The organism is Ramlibacter agri, assembly GCF_012927085.1.
Taxonomy (GTDB): Bacteria; Pseudomonadota; Gammaproteobacteria; order Burkholderiales; family Burkholderiaceae_C; genus Ramlibacter; species Ramlibacter agri.
In genome coordinates this window covers 2,723,589-2,741,510 of sequence record NZ_JABBFX010000001.1, presented here as the reverse complement: position 1 = coordinate 2,741,510, position 17,922 = coordinate 2,723,589, and the positions used below count along the sequence as shown (strand labels likewise).

Sequence of the window (17,922 nt, the reverse complement as noted above, 5' to 3'; positions counted from 1 at the left end):
CTCAGCCCAGCTCCACCAGCACCGGCTGGTGGTCCGACACCTGGGTGGCGCCATCGACGGCCGTGCGCTTCACCCGGCCCCGCAGGCCCTCGCTGACGAACACGAAATCGCAGGCGATGGGCACCGGACCGTAGGTGCGGTCGTGCACCAGGAAGGTCGGCGGCTGCGGCGCCGCGCCGTGCAGTGCCGCCCAGGCGTCGTGCAGCGTGGAACGGCCAGCCGCCTGGGTGAGCAGGCCGTATTCCGGGTCGGTGGCCACCAGGTTGAAGTCGCCGCAGAGGACGGCCTCGCCGGTGTGCGCCTTGGACTGGAAGGGCGAGCCGTCGCTGCTGGGCGCGGGCGGCGCCTTCGCCTGCCCCACCGCCTCGGCATGCAGCGCGTGCAAGGCGCGCGCCTGCGCCATGCGCTGCGGCTTCGAGAAGAACTCCAGGTGCGTGGTCATCACCCGCACCGGGCCCAGCCGCGGGTCGGCCACCGTCACCACCGTGCACATGCGCGGCATGCTGCGCACGCCTTCGTCGGCCGGCCAGGGCAAGGGGTGGTGCCGCACCTGCTTCACCGGCAGGCGGGTCGCGATGAGGTTGCCGAACTGCTGGCGGCCAGCCGCGGTGAATTCATCGACCGCCGGCCCGTAGAAGAACTGGAAGCCGGGCAGCAGCTCGCGCAGCAGCGCCGGCTGGTCGTGCCCCGGCCCACCGGCCAGCGCGGGATAGTTGACCGCGATTTCCTGCAGGCACAGCACGTCGAAGTCGCCGAGCGCGCGGGCGCCCTCGACGATGCGCCGCGGGCTGACCACCTTGTCGAGTCCGCAGCACCATTGGGTGTTCCAGGTGACGAGCAACATGGCTTGGCTTACTTGATGCCGGCCCGCATGAAGCTCTGCACGAACTGGCGCTGGAAGAGCAGGAACCCGACCAGCAGCGGTGCGGAACTCATGAGCGTCGCGGCAGTGATGACTGACCAGTCTACGCCCTGGTCCGGCGATGAGAAGACCTGCAGCCCCACCGTCAGCGGCCGCGCCTCCACACTATTGGTGATGATCAGCGGCCACAGGAAGTTGTTCCAGTGGAAGCTGACCGACACCAGCGCGAACGCGGTGTAGACGGGCCGCGCCAGCGGCACGTAGACGCGCCACAGCACTTGCATCGCGCTGGCGCCCTCCACCCGCGCCGCCTCGTCCAGCTCCTTCGGGATGCCCAGGAAGGTCTGGCGCAGGAGGAAGATGGCAAAGGCCGAGGCGAAGTAAGGCAGGCCGATCGCCACCAGCGAGTCGACCAGGCCCAGGCGCGCCATCGTCTTGTAGTTCGCCACCAGCAGGATGTCCGGCATGATCATCAGCTGCACCAGCACCAGCGCGAAGGCGACGTTGCTGCCGCGGAAGGTGTAGCGCGCGAAGGCATAGGCCGCCAGCGTCGCCAGCACCAGCTGCACCGCCAGGATCATCGCCACCAGCAAGGTGGTGTTGAAGAAATAGCGGGCGAAGGGCGCGGCCTCCCAGGCGCGGCGGAAGTTGTCCAAGGTCAGCGGCGCCATCAAGGTGAAGCGCGTCGAGAACTCCGCCGGATGGAAAGCCGTCCACACCGCATAGAGCAGCGGCAGGATCCAGGCCAGCGCCAGCACCCAGGCAGCCACGGTATCGAGCCAGGTCGGCTCGTTGTAGGCCAGGCGATCGGCTCGCTTCATTTGTAGTGCACCCGCTTGTCCAGCACGAAGAACTGGAACAGCGCCACGCTCGCGAGCACGACGACCAGCACCACCGTGATCGCGGCGGCATACGCCGTGTCCCAGAACTTGAAGCCCACTTCGTACAGGTGGTACAGCAGCAAGGTCGACGCGTTGTCCGGCCCGCCGCGCGTGAGCACGAAGATGTGGTCGACGGCGCGGAAGGCGTTGATCACCGCGTTGACCAGCACGAACAAGGTCGTGGGCATCAGCAGCGGCCACTGCACGCGGCGGAAGAAGGTCCAGCGCGAAGCTCCTTCGATCGCCGCCGCCTCGCGCAGGCTGGGGTTCAGCGTCTGCAGCGCGGCCAGGTAGAAGATCATGAAGAAGCCGGCTTCCTTCCACACGGCAACGACCGTCACGCAGGCCAGCGCCGTGCGCGGGTCACCCAGCCAGTTGTGCGAAGGCAGGCCCAGCGCGCCGGTCAGCTGCTCCAGCAGGCCGTATTGCGGCGTGTAGAAGAACAGCCAGATGTTGGCCACCGCGATCATCGGCAAGACCGTCGGCGTGAAGTAGGCCATGCGCAGGAAGGCGCGGCCGGCGATGCGCTCGTTGACCCACAGCGCCATGACGAGGGCCAGGCCGATGGACAGCGGGATGGTGGCGCCCGCGAACCAGAGGTTGTTGCGCACCGCCTTCCAGAACACCGGGTCGTCCACCATGGCCTGGTAGTTCTCCAGGCCCACCCACACCGCCGGGCGGCTGCCCTTGGGCGTCGAATAAAAGCTGTCGATGAAGGTGGCGACCGCCGGCCAATGGGTGAAGGCCACCAGCAGCACCAGCGCCGGCAGCAGCAGCAGCCAGGCGTGGACGGCGGTGGCTCCGGGACCGGTGGCGCCGAGGCGCCGCGCGCTCACTTGTACGAGCGCAGGATGCGATCGGCTTCGTGCTGCGCGTCCTGCAGCGCCTGGGCCGGCGTCTTGGCGCCGGTCAGGGCGGCCTGCACCGCGTCGTTCAGCGCCTTGGTCACGCGCTGGTTGTCATGCGTGGAGAACTCGGCCACCGACACCGGCAGCTGGTCGCGCGCCACCAGCGCGGGCGGGAAGTCGCGGCCGTACTTGCGCAGCGCATCGGTGCCGTAGGCGGCCTGCGACACGGCGACGTAGCCGGTGTCCATGCTCCACACCGCGGCGCGCTCCGGCTGCGTGATCCACTTGATGAACTTGAAGGCGGCTTCCTGCTGCGCGGGCGAGGCCTTCTTGAAGATGTAGAAGTTGCCGCCGCCGGTGGGCGAGCCCTTGCGCTTGTTGCCCGGGATCATGCCGACGCCGAAATCGAACTTGGCGTTCGCCTTCACGTTGGTAAGGTTGCCGGTGGTCGTGTACATGATGGCCGTCTTCTTCTCGAAGAAGTCCTTGGGCGTCGTGCCCCACTCCACCACGCCGGGCGGGTGCACTCCGGCCTTGCCCAGGTCCACCCAGTACTGCAGCGACTCCACGACCTTCGGGTCGTCCAGCTTCACCTGCGTGCCGGCGTCGTTGGCCAGGATGGCGTCGTTGGCCGTCGTCATCGTCTGCAGCATCCAGTAGCCGAAGCCGGTGGACGGGATCTGCACGCCGTACTGCAGGACCTTGCCGCTCGCGTCCTTCTTCGTCAGCTTGGCGGCCGCGGCCTTCAGCTCCGCCAGGTTCTCCGGCGGGCGGTTCGGGTCGAGGCCGGCCTCCTTGAACAGCTCCTTGTTGTAGTACATGACGATCGTGGAGCGCTGGAAGGGCACGCCCCAGGTCTTGCCGCCGCTGCGGCTGTTCATCATGAAGGCGGGGTAGAAGCTGTCCAGCCAGGCCTTGTCGTCGGCGGTCCTGACGAAGTTGTCGATGGGGACGATGGCGTCTTCGTCGATCAAGGTGAACATGTCGGTGGACAGCAGCACCGAGGTCACCGGCGGCGTGCCGGCCTTGTGCGCGGTCAGCGCCTTGACGATCGTTTCCTGGTAGGTGCCCGCGTAGATCGGGTTGACCTTGATGCCGGGATTGGCCTTCATGAAGTCGGCGGCGAAGCCGTCGATGGCCTTGGCGATCGGGCCGCCCACGGCGACCGGATAGAAGAAGGAGACCTCCGTCGTCTGCGCCTGCGCCTGCGCGGGCGTCCAGGCGAGGGAGGCAGCCGCCGCGGCGGCAAGGAACAGCGTGAACGTTTTTCTTTTCATCTCGACAGTCTCCTTCGTTGTTGTGAAAGTCTCGTGTCAACCCAGCCTGCGGCCCTCGGCGTCGAAGTGGTGGGTGTTGGCGGCCGCCCATTCGAGCAGTACCTTGCTGCCGGCGGCGAGTTCGGCCTGGCCGTTGGCGCGCACGGTCAAGGTTTCGCTGCCGATTGCGCAATGCAGGATCAGGTCGGCGCCCAGATATTCGACGCTGCGTACGGCGGCCGGCACCTGGCCGCCCAGGCGCACGGCCTCGGGCCGAACGCCCAGCCAGTGCGCGGCCCGGCCCGCGGGCACGACGCTGCCGGCGATGGCCTCGCCCTCCACCCGCAGCAGGTTCATGGCAGGCGTGCCGATGAAGCTGGCGGCGAAGGTGCTGGCCGGCCGCGCATACAGCTCGCGCGGCGTCGCGGCCTGCTCGATGCGGCCGCGATTCAGCAGCACCACCTGGTCGGCCATGCTCATGGCCTCGGCCTGGTCGTGGGTGACGTAGACGACGGTGAGCCCCAGGCGCTGCTGCAGCTCGCGCAGCTCGGTGCGCATCTCCTGGCGCAATTGGGCGTCCAGGTTGGACAGCGGTTCGTCCATCAGGCAGACCTGCGCCTGCGCCACCAGCGCGCGGCCCAGCGCCACCCGCTGCTGCTGGCCGCCCGAGAGCTGGCCCGGCTTGCGCGCCAGCAGCTTGGCCAGGCCCAGGAGTTCGGCGGTCTCTTCCAGGCGGCGCGCCGTCTCGGCGGCCGGCACCTTGCGCACCGACAGGCCGAAGGTGATGTTGTCCGCGACGCTCAGGTGGGGAAACAGTGCGTAATTCTGGAACACCATGGCCACGCCGCGCTGGGCGGGCGGCAGGGCCGTGACGTCGCGGCCGGCTATGAAGACCTGGCCGCTGGTGGCCGTCTCGAGGCCAGCGATGATGCGCAAGGTGGTGGACTTGCCGCAGCCGGACGGACCGAGCAGCACGCAGAAGCTGCCGGCCGCGATGTCGAGGTCGATCTGTTCCAGCGCCATCGTGTCGCCCCACTGCTTGGCAACGCCGACAAGCTGGATGGATGACATGCGGGCCAGTCTATGACAGTCCCGTGGCAGTCCGATGACGGGATTGCCCTGACTCCGTGCGGTGCGCATCGCATGGTGCGCAGCAAGCTGCGCCCCCTACACCACCACCGGCTCCGGCTCCAGCCGGATGCCGAAACGCTCGTACACGCTGGTCTGGATCGCCCGCGCCAGGGTCACGACCTCGCCGCCCGTGGCGCCGCCGCGGTTCACCAGCACCAGCGCCTGCTTCTCGTAGACACCGGCCTGGCCGACCGACTTGCCTTTCCAGCCGCAGGCGTCGATGAGCCAGCCCGCGGCCAGCTTGATGGAGCCGTCCGGCATCGGGTAGTGCACGATGCCCGGGTCGCGGGCGATGATGTCCTGGCACTGCTCCGGCGTCACGGTGGGGTTCTTGAAGAAGCTGCCCGCATTGCCGATCACCTTCGGGTCCGGCAGCTTGGCCGAACGGATGGCGCAGACCCAGTCGTAGACCTGGCGCGGCGTGGGATGGTCGACGCCGCTCTCGTGCACCTTGCGCTGCAGGTCCACGTAGCCCAGCACCGGCTTCCAGGGCTTGGCCAGGCGCATGCGCACGCGCAGGATCAGCGCCCGGCCGGCCAGGCCCAGGTCGCCCTCGCGCCCGGGCGGGTGCTTGAACACGGAGTCGCGGTAGCCGAAGGCGCACTGGGACGCGTCCAGCGTGAACAGCTTGCCGGTGGCCAGGTCGATGGCATCCAGCGACTCGAAGCGGTCCTGCAGTTCCACGCCATAGGCGCCGATGTTCTGCACCGGCGACGCGCCCACCGTGCCGGGGATCAGCGCCAGGTTCTCCAGCCCGCCCAGGCCCTGGTCCAGGGTCCAGGTGACGGCGTCGTGCCAGTTCTCGCCGGCGCCGAATTCGACGATGGTGGCCCGCGGGCCGTCCTCGAGGATGCGCTTGCCCGGAACCTCGACCTTCAGCACCACGGCCTTGACGTCGCCCGTCAGCACGATGTTGCTGCCGCCGCCCAGCACGAACTTCGGTTCGCCGCCGAGTTGCGCATGCTCCAGCACCTGCTGCACGTCCTCCTCGTCCTTCACGCGCACCAACGTCCTCGCCTTCGCGACGATGCCGAAGGTGTTGTGGGGCTGCAGCGACGCGTTTTGCTCGACGATCATGGGACAATTGTGACTGAAGGAGCCCCGGGACGGGGCGAAGGAGGACCTGCCGATATGCCGTCGTTCGATATCCAGTGCGAGCCGGACATGGTGAAAGTGAAGAATGCCGTGGACAACACCGTCAAGGAGGTGGGCACGCGGTTCGATTTCAAGGGCACGTCCGCGGCCATCGAGATCAAGGACAAGGAAATCACGATCACGGGCGATGCGGACTTCCAGCTGCAACAGGTGCAGGACGTCCTGCTCGGCAAGCTGGCCAAGCAGACCGTCGACCCGCGCTTCCTGGACAAGGGCGACGTGCAGAAGGCCGGCGGCGACAAGGTGAAGCAGGTCGTCAAGGTCCGCAGCGGGATCGAGGCCGAACAGGCCAAGAAGATCCAGAAGCTCATCAAGGAAAGCAAGCTGAAGGTGCAGGCGTCCATCCAGGGCGACGTGGTGCGCGTCACCGGCGCCAAGCGCGACGACCTGCAGGCGGCCATCGCCGTCGTGCGCAAGGACATGGCGGACCTGCCGCTGTCCTTCAGCAACTTCCGCGACTGAGGGCCATGCAGCGCCTGGCCGCCTTGCTGCTGGCGCTGGCCGCCTTCGGCGCGGCGGCCCAGAGCGTCACCTTGCAGGGCATGCTGGGGACCAAGGCGCTGCTGATGATCGACGGCGCCCCGAAGACGGTGGCGCCCGGCGACAGCGTTCAGGGCGTCAAGGTGCTCTCCACCAGCGGCGACCAGGCCGTGGTGGAAATCGGCGGCAAGCGGCAGACGCTGCATGTCGGCGACGCGCCGGCCAGCATGGGCAGCACCGAGTCGCCGCGCGGCAACCGCATCGTGTTGCCGGTGGGCAGCGGCGGCCATTTCTTCGCCAGCGGCAGCATCAACGGCAAGCCGGTGGAGTTCCTGGTCGACACCGGCGCCACCTCGGTGGCCATGAGCGTGGGCGACGCCCAGCGCCTGGGCCTGGACTACCAGTCCGGCCGGCCGATCGGGGTGAACACCGCCAACGGGGTCGTCCCGGCCTGGCTGCTGCGCCTGGGCTCGGTGCGCATCGGCGACGTCGAGGTCTACGACGTCGACGCCGTGGTGTCGCCGGCCAGCATGCCTTACGTCCTCCTGGGCAACAGCTTCCTGAACCGCTTCCAGATGACACGACAGAACGACCAGATGGTGCTGGAGCGACGCTACTAGTGCCCGATTCGACCCTGGATCCATCGCAGCTGCGGCCGGCGCAGCCCGAGCCCGAGCCCGAGACGGCGTTCGGCCCGCTGAAGTCCAAAGTGTTCCGCATGCTGTGGCTGACCTGGATGGCGGCCAACACCTGCATGTGGATGAACGACGTGGCTTCCGCCTGGCTGATGACGTCGATCGGGCCGTCGCCGCTTTGGGTGGCCTTGGTGCAGAGCGCCTCCACCCTGCCCGTGTTCCTGCTCGGCGTGCCCAGCGGCGCGCTGGCCGACACGGTGGACCGCAAGCGCTACTTCATGCTGACGCAGTTCTGGGTGGCGGGCGTGGCCACCATCCTGTGCGTCGTCATCCTCACCGGGCACCTCACCGCGCCGCTGCTGCTGGCGCTGACCTTCGCCAACGGCGTGGGCCTGGCGATGCGCTGGCCGGTGTTCGCCGCCATCATCCCCGAGGTCGTGACCAAGCCGGAGCTGCCGCAGGCGCTGGCTCTGAACGGCATCGCCATGAACGCGTCGCGCATCATCGGCCCGCTGGTGGCCGGCGCGCTGATCGCCAGCGTGGGCAGCGCCTACGTGTTCGTGCTGAACGCGGTGCTGTCGATCATCGCGGGCCTGACCATCTGGCGCTGGCGCCGCGTGCACCGGGAAAGCCCGCTGGGCCGCGAGCCACTGGCCAGCGCCATGCGGGTGGGCGTGCAGTACGTGCTGCAATCGAGCCGGCTGCAGGCGCTGCTGCTGCGCATAGCCCTGTTCTTCCTGCATTCGACCGCCGTCATGGCGCTGCTGCCGCTGGTGGCGCGCGGCATGCCGGGCGGCCAGGCCGGCACCTTCACCGTGCTGCTGGCGTCCATGGGCGCGGGCGCCATCGTCGCCGCGGTGCTGATGCCGCGCATCCGCGTCTGGCTGCCGTTGCAGCCGCGCGTGCTGGTGGGCACGGCCACGCATGCGATCGCTTCGGTCATCGTCGCCTTCTCGCCGACCATCTGGCTGTCGGTGCCGGCCATGATGTTCGCCGGCGCGGCCTGGATCACCACCGCCAACTCGCTGACCGTGGCCGCCCAGATGGCGCTGCCGGACTGGGTGCGGGCGCGCGGAATGGCGATCTACCAGATGGCGGTGATGGGCAGCACTGCCGCCGGCGCCGCACTGTGGGGCCAGGTGGCCACCTGGAACGGCATCGCCGTCGCACTGGCGATCTCCTCGGCCAGCAGCATCGTCTGCGCGCTGGTGGCGCAGCGCACCGTCATCGACCGCGGCACCGAGGAGGACCTGACGCCTTCGCAGGTGATCCGCGTGCCGCAGATGCAGCACCCGCAGCGGCCCGGGCGCGTCCAGGTGTGCGTGGAATACCGCATCGACCCGGCGCGCACGCAGGAATTCCTGGCGCTGATGCAGGAAAGCCGGCGCAGCCGCCTGCAGCAGGGCGCGCTGGACTGGCAGCTGCTGCACGACCTGCAAGCGCCCGAGCACTACGTGGAGCAGATCATCGACCCTTCGTGGACCGAGCACCTGCGCCGCTTCGACCGCATCACCGCGTCCGACGTCGCGCTGCGCGACCGCCGGCTGTCCTTCCACGTAGGCGAAGGCCCGCCGCGGGTGACGCGCTACCTGTTGGAAGAATGACCCGCTAGAACTGCGAGTCGTCGGACTGCGCGGGCGTGCTGCCGCACATTTCGCGCAGCCGCCGCAATGCGCCGTAGATCGCCCTGCGCTCTTCGACGCTGAGCTGGCGGATCATTTCGGCCTGGCGCCGGCGCGCGATGGGCATGATCTGCTCGTAGAGCGCGAGGCCTTCGGGCGTGATGCGGCACAGCACCTTCTTGCGCGGGATCACGCCCTCGGTGCGCAGCGTGACCAGCGACCGCTCTTCCATCAGCCGCAGCGTGCGGCTCACCTGGCCCTTGTCGGTGGCGGAGCGCTGCACCAGCTCCGAGAAAGGCAGCTCGCGCGAGTCGGCCAGCACCGAGAGCATTCGCCATTCGGAGACCGACAGCCCGAACTGTTCTGCGTAAGGAAGTGTGACATGGCGGCGCAACGCGTTACCCGCCAGGCCGGTCACCGTGGTGATGAAATCGTCGATGTGCAGGCCGGAGCCGGCTTCATCGATTTCATCCCAGGGGCTGGCCTGCGACAGGCTGTCGCCATGGAGGGGAAGGGTATGCACGCTGCTCATGGTGCGGTTCGAGGCCGGACACGAATTGTTTCACAGCCCGCAGAAAAATTGCGGCCCTCCTCCTCTTGGCGGAGTGCCCGAAACCCCGCTTGATCCGACAAGCCGGGCGAATGTCTCAGCGGCAGCCCGGCAGCAAGCGGAGCTCAGGAGGAGTTTGGAGGGTTCGCCGGCTGCGCCCGCTCGTAATCCTCCACCAGCCGTTCCCAGATCGCCTCGAGTTCGTAGCTCACCGAGCGGGCCAGGCCGTCGAGGTCGGGGAACAGCGTGGCGTAGGTGACGTTCATGCGGTACAGCGCGCGCATGGCTTCGTCGCGCATGGACAGCGGCAGCACGAACTTGACCAGCAGGTCCTGCGAGCCCCCATAGTTGTCGAGGATGACGTCCAGCGGCTGGTCGAGCAGGCCGGGGATCACGAACAGCCCGCTCTGCGCGATCAGCCGGCTGTCCATCTCCGAGGGCTCGCCGTACCACAGCAGCGGCAGCTTGTTGCCCAGGAAGTACCGCTCGAAGTTGCCGGGCAGGCGCGGGTCGATGCGCGAGCGCGTGAGCGTGGTGTTGAAGTCCGGCGCGCGGTGCCACAGCGCCGGCGTATTGAGCGCGAACACCGCGACGTCGCTGCTGGCGCTCTCCAGCGCGAAGAACGCCGCCACGAAGGGCGACTTGGTGAAATCGAGCAGGCGCGTGGCGGCGCCGTGGTGCTGCATCAGCGCCAGGCAGCGCAGGTCGTCGTCGAGCGCGCTGCGGTCCTGCAGGTGGATGTGCGCCTTGCGCCGGAACACGCGCATGGCGCGTCCCTCGCGCAGCGGCCAGATGCGCGGGTCGGGGCTGAACAACTGCAGCCGCCGCGTCAGCGACGGCACCAGCGGCCACGAGGCATCGACATGGCCGCGAAAGGCCCAGCCTTGCAACGCATCGGTCTGCGCGACGAACTCGGACCAGCGGGAGGGGGTGAGGACTTTCACGCCCTCATCCTACCGTGCCTGTATTACAGATCCAGCGCCAGCGTCTCGCTCTTGCACCCCGACACGCAGACCATCATGCACTGGTTGCCGGCTTTTTCCTTGGCCGTGAGGATCGAGTCGCGGTGGTCCGGCACGCCTTCCAGCACGCGGGTCTGGCAGGTGCCGCAGACGCCTTCGCAGCAGCTGTGGTCGACCGCTATGCCGGCTTCCAGCAGCTGGTCCAACAGCGATTTGTCCGGCGTCACGGTGAAGCTCTTCCTGCTCTTCACCAGGTTCACCACGTAGGTCTTGCGCGCATCATCCGCAGCCTTGTGCTCCACCGCGGCGAAACGCTCGATATGCGCGTTCTCGTGGCCCAGGTCGGCGCAATGCTTCTCGAAAGCGTCCAGCAAGGGCGCGGGACCGCAGGCGTACAGATGCAGGTCCGCAGCCGGTGCATGCGCGGACAGCAGCGCGCGCAGGTCCGGCGGCCCGCCGGCCTCGTCGTCGAAGTGGGTCTTCAAGGGCACGTCGAGCCGGCGCAGCTCGTCGAGAAACGCGGCACTGGAACGCGAACGCGCCAGGTAAATCATCTCGAACGGCCGCCCCAGCTCCCGCAGCCGCCTGGCCATGCACAGGATCGGCGTGATGCCGATGCCACCGGCGATCAGCACGCTGTGGCCGGCGTCCTCATGCAGCGCGAAGTTGTTGCGCGGCGCGGCGATGGCCAAGGTCATGCCCACCCGCAGTTGCTCGTGCACGTAGCGCGAGCCGCCGCGGCTGGCGCGGTCGCGCAGCACGCCGATCACGTAGCGGTGGCGCTCGCCCGGCGCGTTCAGCAGCGAGTAGTTGCGCACCAGCCCGTTGGCGAGATGCAGGTCGATGTGTGCGCCGGCGTCGAAGGCAGGGAACTCCCCGCCCGCCGCCGGCCGCAGCTCCACGCTGACGATGCCGTCCGCCTCGTGCCGCATCTGCTGCACGAAGGCCTGCAACATGCTCATGGCTTCAGCCCGCTGCCGCCTGCGCCTGCTCGGTCGCCATCGTCTTCAGGAAGCGGCGCAGCCGCACCAGGCCGATGTCGTGCTGGTACAGGTGCTCGCGCTGGTTGGCGTCGGGCTCCATGGCTTCCAGCATCACGCGGTCCTGCTCCAGCACCGCCCAGTGGCGCGCCTCCAGGCGGTTGCGGTACAGGAAGCGCCAGGTGTCGCGCATCCAGCCGTCCACCTTGCGGCAGCGCCAGAAGAAGATGGCGCTCATGCGCTCGTTGATCGGCGTGACGCAGCCGACGATGGCGAAGTTGCCGCCGGGGCCGCCCGTCTTCGGGTACGGGATCTCCAGGCGCATCCAGGCCGTGCCGGTGACGCCCCACTCGGTCCAGTCGAAGTTGACGCCGCGCTGGCCCGTCTTCTCGAACACGAAGCCGGTCTCGGTGTCGCGGATGCGGAAAGCGGCCGTGCTGTCGCCCTCGGCCATGGAGTGCGACTGCTTGTGCAGGAAGGTCCCGTGCATCGGGTCCATCACGTTGTCCATGGCGTAGCGCCAGTCGCATTTCCACTCGGAGTAGCAGAGGAAACTGGAGAATTCGGGCGAGCTCAGTTCCTCCGGCAAGGTGAAGGCCGGCGGCTCGTCGATGTTCTTGTCGGCGTTGAAGGCGAAGATGGCGCCGTGGGCTTCCTTCACGTGGAAGGCCAGCGCGGGGCGCGAACCTTCCAGCTTGCAGCCGGGGCTGCCCGGCACCTTGGTGACAGTGCCGTCGCAGCGCACCTCGACGCCGTGATACGGGCAGGCGATGCGGTCACCCAGCGCCACGCCTTGCGACAGCGGGCCGCCGCGGTGCGGGCAGTGGTCTTCCAGCGCGTGGACCTGGCCGCTGGCGTCGCGCCACAGCGCGAGCTTGCGGCCGAAACGGCGCAGCGACACCGGCTTCTCGCCGACGAAGCCGGACGGGCACACCGCGTACCAGAGGTTCTTGGGCCCGAAGGTCAGCAGCTTCTCCACCGGGTCGGCGGCGGCGTTGGCAATGGCGATGGTGGTCATGCGGCGTCTCCTTCGCGGCCCAGGCGCGCCATCAGCGCGCTGAAGCTGTCTTCGGTCCAGGGCTGGCCGTTGCCGGCCGGCAGGCCTTCGCGGTTCAGGTGCGCCACCAGCTCGGGCAGCGTGTGGTTGCCCGCGGCGAAGGCGCGCTCGATGGCGTCGCCCAGCAGGTCTTCGAAGATGGTCGGCGGGCGCTGGCGCGCCTGTTGCGGCTGCAGGTAGCGGTCGGTGTCCATGGCGTTTGTCTCCTCGGTGTCTCAATCGGCCTGGATGCCGAATTCCTTGATGATCTTCCCGAAGCGCGCGTTGTCCTCGGCGTTGACCTTGGCCAGGCGGGCGGGTTCGCCCCCGGCGGGCAGCGCGCCGAAGACCTTCATCTTGGCGGCGACGTCGGGCATCTTCAGGATCTCGTTCATGTGCGTGTTGAGCGTCTTCACGATCTCGGGCGGCAGGTTCTTCGGCCCCATCAGGCCTTGCCAGGCGCCCACTTCCACGCCCTTCACGCCCAGTTCTTCCAGCGTCGGCACGTTGGGCGCAAGCGGCGAGCGCACCTTGTCGGCCACGGCCAGCGGGTGCACCTTGCCGGTGGCGATGTAGGGCTCCACGGGGCCCCAGGTGATGTAGGTCAGCGGAATGTGGCCGCCCAGCACGTCGTTGATGGCGGGCGCCACGCCCTTGTACGGAACGTGCGCGATCTTCACGCCGGCGGACTTGTTGAACAGCTCGCCCAGGATGTGCATCGGCGAACCGCTGCCCGGGCTGGCATAGGACAGCGGCTTGGCCTTGGCCTCGGCCAGCAGCTCCTTCACGTCCTTCGCGCCGTTGGGGCCGGCCACCAGGAACAGCGGCTGCGTCGCGGTCAGCACGATGGGCGAGAAGTCCTTCAGCACGTCGTAGGTGGTCGCCGGCCCGGCCTTCACCACCAGCTGCGCGATGGAGATGGTGCTGGGCGACAGCAGCAGCGTGTAGCCATCGGGCTGCGCCTTGGCGACGAAGGAGTTGCCGATGATGCCGCTGGCGCCCGGCTTGTTGTCCACGATCACCGTCTGGCCCAGGCGGCCCTGCAGCTTCTCGGCGAACAGGCGGGCCATGGCATCGGTGTCGCCGCCCGCGGGGTAGGACACGACGAGCGTGATCGGCTTGCTGGGCCACTTGTCCTGCGCCGCTGCAGGCACGGCGACGACTGCGGTGGCGAGGGCGGCGGCGAGCGCCAGGGCGTGACGGCGATTCAGGTTCATGTGCGTGTCCTTGCGGGCGGGAGGGTGGATGCGCGGCTTACTGCGCTTCGATCTTTCGGCTGCGGATGACGGGGGCCCAGGTGGCCGTTTCCTTGCGGATCAGGTCGCCGAAGGCGGCGGTGGGGACCAGCCAGGCATGCAGGCCGATCTTTTCCAGGTTGGCCTTGTTGGCCGGCTCGTTGAGGATGCGGGCGGCGTCCTTGGCCAGTTGCTCGACGACCGCGGGCGGCGTGCCCTTGGGTGCCAGCACGCCGTACCACGAGGTCACGGCGACGCCGGGCACGCCGGCTTCGGCCAAGGTCGGCACGCTGGGGATGGCGGGGTCGCGCTGCGGGTCGGTCACGGCCAGCGGGCGCAGCTTGCCGTTCTGGATTTGCGGCAGCAGCGCCGGCAGGTTGCCGATGATCATGGGCACGGTGCCGCCGATCACGTCGTTCAGGCCGGGCGCGGTGCCCTTGTAGGCCACGTGCAGGATGTCGGCGCCGCTCTGCTGGCGGAACAGCTCGCCGGCCAGGTGCAGGCCGCTGCCCACGCCGGGCGACGCATAGCTGATGGTGTTGGGCTTGGCCTTGGACAGCGCCACCAGTTCGGCGATGTTCCTCGCCGGCACGTTGGGGTTCACCGCGATCACGTTGGACGCGCGGGCCAGCGTGCTCACCGGGGCGAAGTCACGGTCGACGTCGTAGCCCAGGTTGTGCATCAGCGTGGGGTTGATCGTCAGGTTGCCGGCGGGCACCACCAGCAGCGTGTGGCCGTCCGGCGCGGCGCGCTTCACCTGCTCGATGCCGATGTTGCCGTTGGCGCCTGGCTTGTTGTCGACGACCGCGGCCTGCTTGTACTGCTTGGCCAGGCCGTCGGCCAGCACGCGGGCCAGCGTGTCGATGGGGCCGCCGGGCGGGAACGGGGCGACGATGCTGAAGGGCTTGCTGCCCAGGCCCGCCGGGTCCTGCGCGTGGGCGGCAGGCACCAGCGCGCACACGGCGGCGGCAACGGAGGCGAGGCGGATCAGGAAAGAACTGCGGCGCATGGTTTCTTACTTGCGGTCGGTGATGAATTGCTTGGTCGGGGCTTCGACGGACTTCTGGCGGCGCGTGTTGCCGTCGATGCCGCCGGCGATGGCCCATTCGGCGAACACGGTGGGGCCGGGCTCGAAGTCGCGCGGCTGCCAGTCGGCGGTCAGCTGGTCTTCGTCGGCGTAGTACTCCACCAGCGCGCCGGCGGGGTTGCGGAAGTACCAGAAGTAGGCCGAGGAGATCGGGTGGCGGCCCGGGCCCAGTTCGGTGTCCCAGCCGCAGCGCGAGATGTGCATGCCGCCGCCGAACACCTCGTGGATGTCGCGCACGGTGAAGGCCACGTGGTTCAGGCCGGCGTGCTGGTCGGGGCGCTGCAGCAGGAACAGGTCGTGGTGGCCGCCTTCGGCAGCGCAGCGCAGGAAGGCGCCGCGGCCGGGGTAGTGGTCGGAAGCGACGAAGCCGAAGTTGTCCACGTAGAACTGCTCGCAGGCGCCCACGTCCTTGACGAAGAACACCACGTGGCCCACTTCGATGGGCGTCGCGCGCTCGTAGGCCGGCGCGGCGGCGTTGATGCGGCCCTTGCGGTTCCAGGTGTTGTAGTCGGCGGACTGCACTTCCACGGCGCGCTTCTTCGTCACCTGGAAGCGCACGGCCAGGCCGTTGGGGTCGGTGCAGCCGATGCGGCCGTCCTGCTGCACGAAGCTTGGCAGCTTGCGGATGCGTTCCGCGAAGCGCGCGAGGTCCAGTTCGCTTTCCACGCCCCACACCACTTCACGCAGCGTGTTGCCGCTTTCCATGGAGGCCGGCAGGCCGGCGCGGTCCGGCGCGGCCACGATCACGCGGCAGCCGTTCAAGGTTTCGAAGACGAGGCGGTCGCCCTCTTCCTGCACCAGCTGCAGCCCCCAGTCGGCGAAGAAGCGCTTGCAGGTGGCGAGGTCGTCCGCGCCGTAGGTGATTTCGTCGATGCCCAGTACGCTCATGGTCTTGTTCCTTCAGTTGGCCCAGGCGAGCGGCGCTTCGTTGAGGCCCCAGTACAGGCTCTTCTGCTCCATGTACTGCTGGATGCCCAGGCGACCCTTCTCGCGGCCCAGGCCGCTGTCGCGCCAGCCGCCGAACGGCGTGCTGATCGAGAACTGCTTGTAGGTGTTGATCCAGACCGTGCCGGCCTGTACCGCGCGGCCGATGCGCCACGCCTTCTTGTAGTCGCGGGTCCAGATGCCGGCGGCCAGCGCGTAGACGCTGTCGTTGGCCTGGGCCAGCAGGTCGGCTTCGTCGTCGAAGGGGATCGCCACCAGCACCGGGCCGAAGATCTCTTCCTGCACCGTTCGCGCGCTGTTCGTCAGCCCGTCGAGGATCGTCGGCAGGTAGTAGTTGCCCTTGTCGAACAGCGCGCCTTGCGGCCGCTTGCCGCCGGTGAGCACGCGCGCGCCTTCGCTCTGGCCCAGCGCCACGTAGGACTCAATGGTCTCGCGGTGCCTGGGCGTGATCAGCGGACCCATCTGCGTGCGCTCGTCAGCCGGGTCGCCCACGCGCAGCGCTGCGGCCTTGGTGGCGAGCTTGTCCAGGAAGGCGTCGTACAGCTTGCGCGCCACGAACAGGCGCGAGCCGGCGATGCAGGATTCACCGGAGCTGCTGAAGATGCCGTACAACACGCCGTTGACCGCGTGGTCCAGGTCGGCGTCCTCCAGCACCATGGTGGCGGACTTGCCACCGAGCTCCAGCGACACCGGCATCATCTTGTCGGCGGCGATGCGGGCGATGTGCTTGCCGGTGGTGGTGCCGCCGGTGAAGGACACGCGCTTGACCAGCGGATGCCTGGTGATGGCATCGCCGATCACCGAGCCGCGGCCACACACCACGCTGACCACGCCCTTGGGCACGCCGGCTTCCTCGCAGATGGCGGCGAGTTCCAGCGCCATCAGCGGCGTCACTTCGGCCGGCTTGACGACCACGGAGTTGCCGGCGGCCAGCGCCGGCGCCATCTTCTGCGCCTCGCTCGCGATCGGCGAGTTCCAGGGCGTGATGGCAGCCACGACGCCCATCGGCTCGTAGACGCTCATGGTCATGAAGTCGCCGCGCGAAGGCGTGATCTGCTCTTCGAAGGTCTCGCAGGCGGCGGCGAAGAACTGGAAAGTGCCGGCGGCGCTGGCCACCAGGGCGCGCGTCTCGCTGATCGGCTTGCCGTTGTCCTGGCGCTGGCGCTGCGCCAGCGGCTCGGCCCGCTGGCGGATCAGCGCGGCCACGCGGTGCAGGACCGCGGCGCGCTCGTGCGGCTTGCGCTGCGCCCAGCCGCTGTGGCGGAAGGCGTGGTCGGCGGCGGTGATCGCCTCTTCGACGTCGGCCGCGTCGGCGGCGCGCAAGCGGCCCACGGCCTCGCCGGTGGCGGGATAGAAAGTCTCGGACTCGGCGCCGCGGCCCAGCCGGCGTTCGCCGGCGATGAACAGGGGCAGCAGTTCCTGGGTGTCGGTCAGCAGCATGGCGAAAGTCCTCAGATCGCGAGAGCGCGGCCGCGGTTGGCCAGGGCCCGCACCACGCTGTAGACGGTGAGCGCGGAAGTCTTGGGGTTGGCGGCCAGCGGCTTGCCGCGCATGGTCAGTTCGAAGCTGCCGAAGGCGCCCTTCGCTTCCACGTGGTGCACGTTCTCGCTGACGCCGGGGTCGGCATACAGCTGCACGCGGGTGCGCTGCAAGCCCAGGCCCGCCAGCGACAAGGTGGCCGCCACGTTGGCGTTCTTGGGATAGAGCTGCGCGGCCTCTTCGGCGTTGCCTTCGAAGATGCACTGGGCCTGCGTCAGCGCGTCGAGGTCGACGGCGCGCTCGGCCGGCGTGCCCTTCCAGGCCTGCGGCGGCTTGCGGCCGGTGTAGACCACCGAATCGAGGCCGCCGACGCGGGCCGCGGCCAGCGCGTCGATGCCGCCAATGGCGCCAGACAGCAGTTGCACCTGCGTCTTGCCCTTGCGCGCAGCCTCTTCCAGGCGCTGCACCATGCCGGGCGCGCTGAGCGCACCGACCGAGGCAACCATGCAGGGGATGCCGCGCTCCAGCGCCGGCAGCACGTGCTCCTCGATCGCTGCATGGCCGGCGCATTCCACGACCAGGTCGGGATGCTCGCCGTCCAGGTGCGGCACCACGCGGGCCTGCGGCGCGTGCTTCGCCAGCGCGCAGTCGGCATCGGCATGCGCGCCGGGCGGCAGCACCACGGTGTCCACCACCAGGTCGGCGTCATCCCGGATCAGCTCCAGCACGCCGGCGCCGATGGCGCCGCAACCGAGCATGGCAATTCGCAGCATGTTCA

At 68.8% G+C, this 17,922-nt stretch carries 19 protein-coding genes; 3 read left to right on the top strand and 16 right to left on the bottom strand.

Annotated elements, in window-relative coordinates; genetic code table 11:
• Nucleotide 1 precedes the first annotated feature (1 nt).
• The 6 genes from HHL11_RS13260 to murB all read right to left on the bottom strand — a co-directional run bounded on the left by HHL11_RS13260 (nucleotide 2) and on the right by murB (nucleotide 6,055).
• Nucleotides 2–844: an endonuclease/exonuclease/phosphatase family protein gene (locus HHL11_RS13260; RefSeq protein WP_169418833.1), complete on the bottom strand. Its 843-nt coding sequence runs from the start codon at nucleotides 842–844 to the stop codon at nucleotides 2–4.
• An 8-nt stretch (nucleotides 845–852) separates the two neighbouring features.
• Nucleotides 853–1,683 carry a carbohydrate ABC transporter permease gene (locus HHL11_RS13255; protein ID WP_169418832.1) on the bottom strand — a complete coding sequence of 277 codons (831 nt, stop codon included), beginning with the start codon at nucleotides 1,681–1,683 and terminating at the stop codon, nucleotides 853–855.
• The gene (locus tag HHL11_RS13250; protein WP_169418831.1) at nucleotides 1,680–2,579 is read right to left on the bottom strand and encodes an ABC transporter permease subunit; all 900 of its coding nucleotides are present in this window, start codon (nucleotides 2,577–2,579) and stop codon (nucleotides 1,680–1,682) included. Before HHL11_RS13250 ends, HHL11_RS13255 begins: the two co-directional genes overlap by 4 nt.
• Nucleotides 2,576–3,868, bottom strand: coding sequence for an ABC transporter substrate-binding protein (locus HHL11_RS13245; protein WP_169418830.1), 1,293 nt, complete (start codon nucleotides 3,866–3,868; stop codon nucleotides 2,576–2,578). The genes HHL11_RS13250 and HHL11_RS13245 overlap by 4 nt, the downstream gene beginning before the upstream one ends.
• 36 nt (nucleotides 3,869–3,904) lie before the next feature.
• Complete coding sequence (locus tag HHL11_RS13240; protein ID WP_169418829.1) at nucleotides 3,905–4,918, bottom strand: ABC transporter ATP-binding protein; 1,014 nt, start codon at nucleotides 4,916–4,918, stop codon at nucleotides 3,905–3,907.
• A gap of 96 nt (nucleotides 4,919–5,014) precedes the next feature.
• A complete protein-coding gene (gene murB / locus HHL11_RS13235; protein WP_169418828.1) occupies nucleotides 5,015–6,055 on the bottom strand; it encodes a UDP-N-acetylmuramate dehydrogenase in 1,041 nt (346 codons plus the stop codon).
• Nucleotides 6,056–6,109: 54 nt separating this feature from the next.
• On the opposite strand from murB, the gene HHL11_RS13230 reads away from it, so the two are divergent.
• Genes HHL11_RS13230 through HHL11_RS13220 form a run of 3 tightly spaced genes read left to right on the top strand, consistent with a single transcriptional unit; the run spans nucleotide 6,110 to nucleotide 8,852 of the window.
• Nucleotides 6,110–6,595, top strand: a complete 486-nt coding sequence (locus tag HHL11_RS13230) for a YajQ family cyclic di-GMP-binding protein (RefSeq protein ID WP_169418827.1) — start codon at nucleotides 6,110–6,112, stop codon at nucleotides 6,593–6,595.
• 5 nt (nucleotides 6,596–6,600) lie between these two features.
• Nucleotides 6,601–7,233, top strand: a complete 633-nt coding sequence (locus HHL11_RS13225) for a retropepsin-like aspartic protease family protein (RefSeq protein ID WP_169418826.1) — start codon at nucleotides 6,601–6,603, stop codon at nucleotides 7,231–7,233.
• Entirely contained in the window at nucleotides 7,233–8,852 is a 1,620-nt protein-coding gene (locus HHL11_RS13220) for an MFS transporter (RefSeq protein ID WP_425355197.1), read from the top strand. Before HHL11_RS13225 ends, HHL11_RS13220 begins: the two co-directional genes overlap by 1 nt.
• A 4-nt stretch (nucleotides 8,853–8,856) precedes the next feature.
• On the opposite strand, the gene HHL11_RS13215 is transcribed toward HHL11_RS13220, so the two are convergent.
• The 10 genes from HHL11_RS13215 to HHL11_RS13170 form a co-directional block, all read right to left on the bottom strand.
• The gene (locus tag HHL11_RS13215; protein ID WP_169418825.1) at nucleotides 8,857–9,402 is read right to left on the bottom strand and encodes a MarR family winged helix-turn-helix transcriptional regulator; all 546 of its coding nucleotides are present in this window, start codon (nucleotides 9,400–9,402) and stop codon (nucleotides 8,857–8,859) included.
• A 143-nt stretch (nucleotides 9,403–9,545) separates the two neighbouring features.
• Nucleotides 9,546–10,364 (bottom strand): FRG domain-containing protein, encoded by an 819-nt coding sequence (locus tag HHL11_RS13210; protein WP_169418824.1) that lies wholly within the window; start codon nucleotides 10,362–10,364, stop codon nucleotides 9,546–9,548.
• Between the two features lie 23 nt (nucleotides 10,365–10,387).
• Nucleotides 10,388–11,344, bottom strand: a complete 957-nt coding sequence (locus HHL11_RS13205; protein WP_169418823.1) for a PDR/VanB family oxidoreductase — start codon at nucleotides 11,342–11,344, stop codon at nucleotides 10,388–10,390.
• A 4-nt stretch (nucleotides 11,345–11,348) separates the two neighbouring features.
• Entirely contained in the window at nucleotides 11,349–12,380 is a 1,032-nt protein-coding gene (locus HHL11_RS13200; protein ID WP_169418822.1) for an aromatic ring-hydroxylating oxygenase subunit alpha, read from the bottom strand.
• Entirely contained in the window at nucleotides 12,377–12,613 is a 237-nt protein-coding gene (locus tag HHL11_RS13195) for a recombinase-like helix-turn-helix domain-containing protein (protein ID WP_169418821.1), read from the bottom strand. Before HHL11_RS13195 ends, HHL11_RS13200 begins: the two co-directional genes overlap by 4 nt.
• Before the next feature lie 21 nt (nucleotides 12,614–12,634).
• Nucleotides 12,635–13,615 (bottom strand): Bug family tripartite tricarboxylate transporter substrate binding protein, encoded by a 981-nt coding sequence (locus HHL11_RS13190; protein ID WP_169418820.1) that lies wholly within the window; start codon nucleotides 13,613–13,615, stop codon nucleotides 12,635–12,637.
• 37 nt (nucleotides 13,616–13,652) lie between these two features.
• Nucleotides 13,653–14,642, bottom strand: a complete 990-nt coding sequence (locus tag HHL11_RS13185) for a Bug family tripartite tricarboxylate transporter substrate binding protein (RefSeq protein WP_169418819.1) — start codon at nucleotides 14,640–14,642, stop codon at nucleotides 13,653–13,655.
• Between the two features lie 6 nt (nucleotides 14,643–14,648).
• Nucleotides 14,649–15,608: a VOC family protein gene (locus tag HHL11_RS13180; protein ID WP_169418818.1), complete on the bottom strand. Its 960-nt coding sequence runs from the start codon at nucleotides 15,606–15,608 to the stop codon at nucleotides 14,649–14,651.
• 12 nt (nucleotides 15,609–15,620) lie between these two features.
• Nucleotides 15,621–17,105, bottom strand: coding sequence for an aldehyde dehydrogenase (locus HHL11_RS13175; protein ID WP_169418817.1), 1,485 nt, complete (start codon nucleotides 17,103–17,105; stop codon nucleotides 15,621–15,623).
• An 11-nt stretch (nucleotides 17,106–17,116) separates the two neighbouring features.
• Nucleotides 17,117–17,917 (bottom strand): aspartate dehydrogenase, encoded by an 801-nt coding sequence (locus HHL11_RS13170; protein ID WP_169418816.1) that lies wholly within the window; start codon nucleotides 17,915–17,917, stop codon nucleotides 17,117–17,119.
• Nucleotides 17,918–17,922 lie beyond the last annotated feature (5 nt).

What these genes read in the sequence shown, in the direction of transcription:
- HHL11_RS13260 (WP_169418833.1), bottom strand. Translation starts at nt 844, where the DNA reads ATGTTGCTCGTCACCTGGAACACCCAATGGTGCTGCGGACTCGACAAG.
- HHL11_RS13255 (WP_169418832.1), bottom strand. Translation starts at nt 1,683, where the DNA reads ATGAAGCGAGCCGATCGCCTGGCCTACAACGAGCCGACCTGGCTCGAT.
- HHL11_RS13245 (WP_169418830.1), bottom strand. Translation starts at nt 3,868, where the DNA reads ATGAAAAGAAAAACGTTCACGCTGTTCCTTGCCGCCGCGGCGGCTGCC.
- HHL11_RS13240 (WP_169418829.1), bottom strand. Translation starts at nt 4,918, where the DNA reads ATGTCATCCATCCAGCTTGTCGGCGTTGCCAAGCAGTGGGGCGACACG.
- murB (WP_169418828.1), bottom strand. Translation starts at nt 6,055, where the DNA reads ATGATCGTCGAGCAAAACGCGTCGCTGCAGCCCCACAACACCTTCGGC.
- HHL11_RS13230 (WP_169418827.1), top strand. Translation starts at nt 6,110, where the DNA reads ATGCCGTCGTTCGATATCCAGTGCGAGCCGGACATGGTGAAAGTGAAG.
- HHL11_RS13225 (WP_169418826.1), top strand. Translation starts at nt 6,601, where the DNA reads ATGCAGCGCCTGGCCGCCTTGCTGCTGGCGCTGGCCGCCTTCGGCGCG.
- HHL11_RS13215 (WP_169418825.1), bottom strand. Translation starts at nt 9,402, where the DNA reads ATGAGCAGCGTGCATACCCTTCCCCTCCATGGCGACAGCCTGTCGCAG.
- HHL11_RS13205 (WP_169418823.1), bottom strand. Translation starts at nt 11,344, where the DNA reads ATGAGCATGTTGCAGGCCTTCGTGCAGCAGATGCGGCACGAGGCGGAC.
- HHL11_RS13200 (WP_169418822.1), bottom strand. Translation starts at nt 12,380, where the DNA reads ATGACCACCATCGCCATTGCCAACGCCGCCGCCGACCCGGTGGAGAAG.
- HHL11_RS13195 (WP_169418821.1), bottom strand. Translation starts at nt 12,613, where the DNA reads ATGGACACCGACCGCTACCTGCAGCCGCAACAGGCGCGCCAGCGCCCG.
- HHL11_RS13190 (WP_169418820.1), bottom strand. Translation starts at nt 13,615, where the DNA reads ATGAACCTGAATCGCCGTCACGCCCTGGCGCTCGCCGCCGCCCTCGCC.
- HHL11_RS13185 (WP_169418819.1), bottom strand. Translation starts at nt 14,642, where the DNA reads ATGCGCCGCAGTTCTTTCCTGATCCGCCTCGCCTCCGTTGCCGCCGCC.
- HHL11_RS13180 (WP_169418818.1), bottom strand. Translation starts at nt 15,608, where the DNA reads ATGAGCGTACTGGGCATCGACGAAATCACCTACGGCGCGGACGACCTC.
- HHL11_RS13175 (WP_169418817.1), bottom strand. Translation starts at nt 17,105, where the DNA reads ATGCTGCTGACCGACACCCAGGAACTGCTGCCCCTGTTCATCGCCGGC.
- HHL11_RS13170 (WP_169418816.1), bottom strand. Translation starts at nt 17,917, where the DNA reads ATGCTGCGAATTGCCATGCTCGGTTGCGGCGCCATCGGCGCCGGCGTG.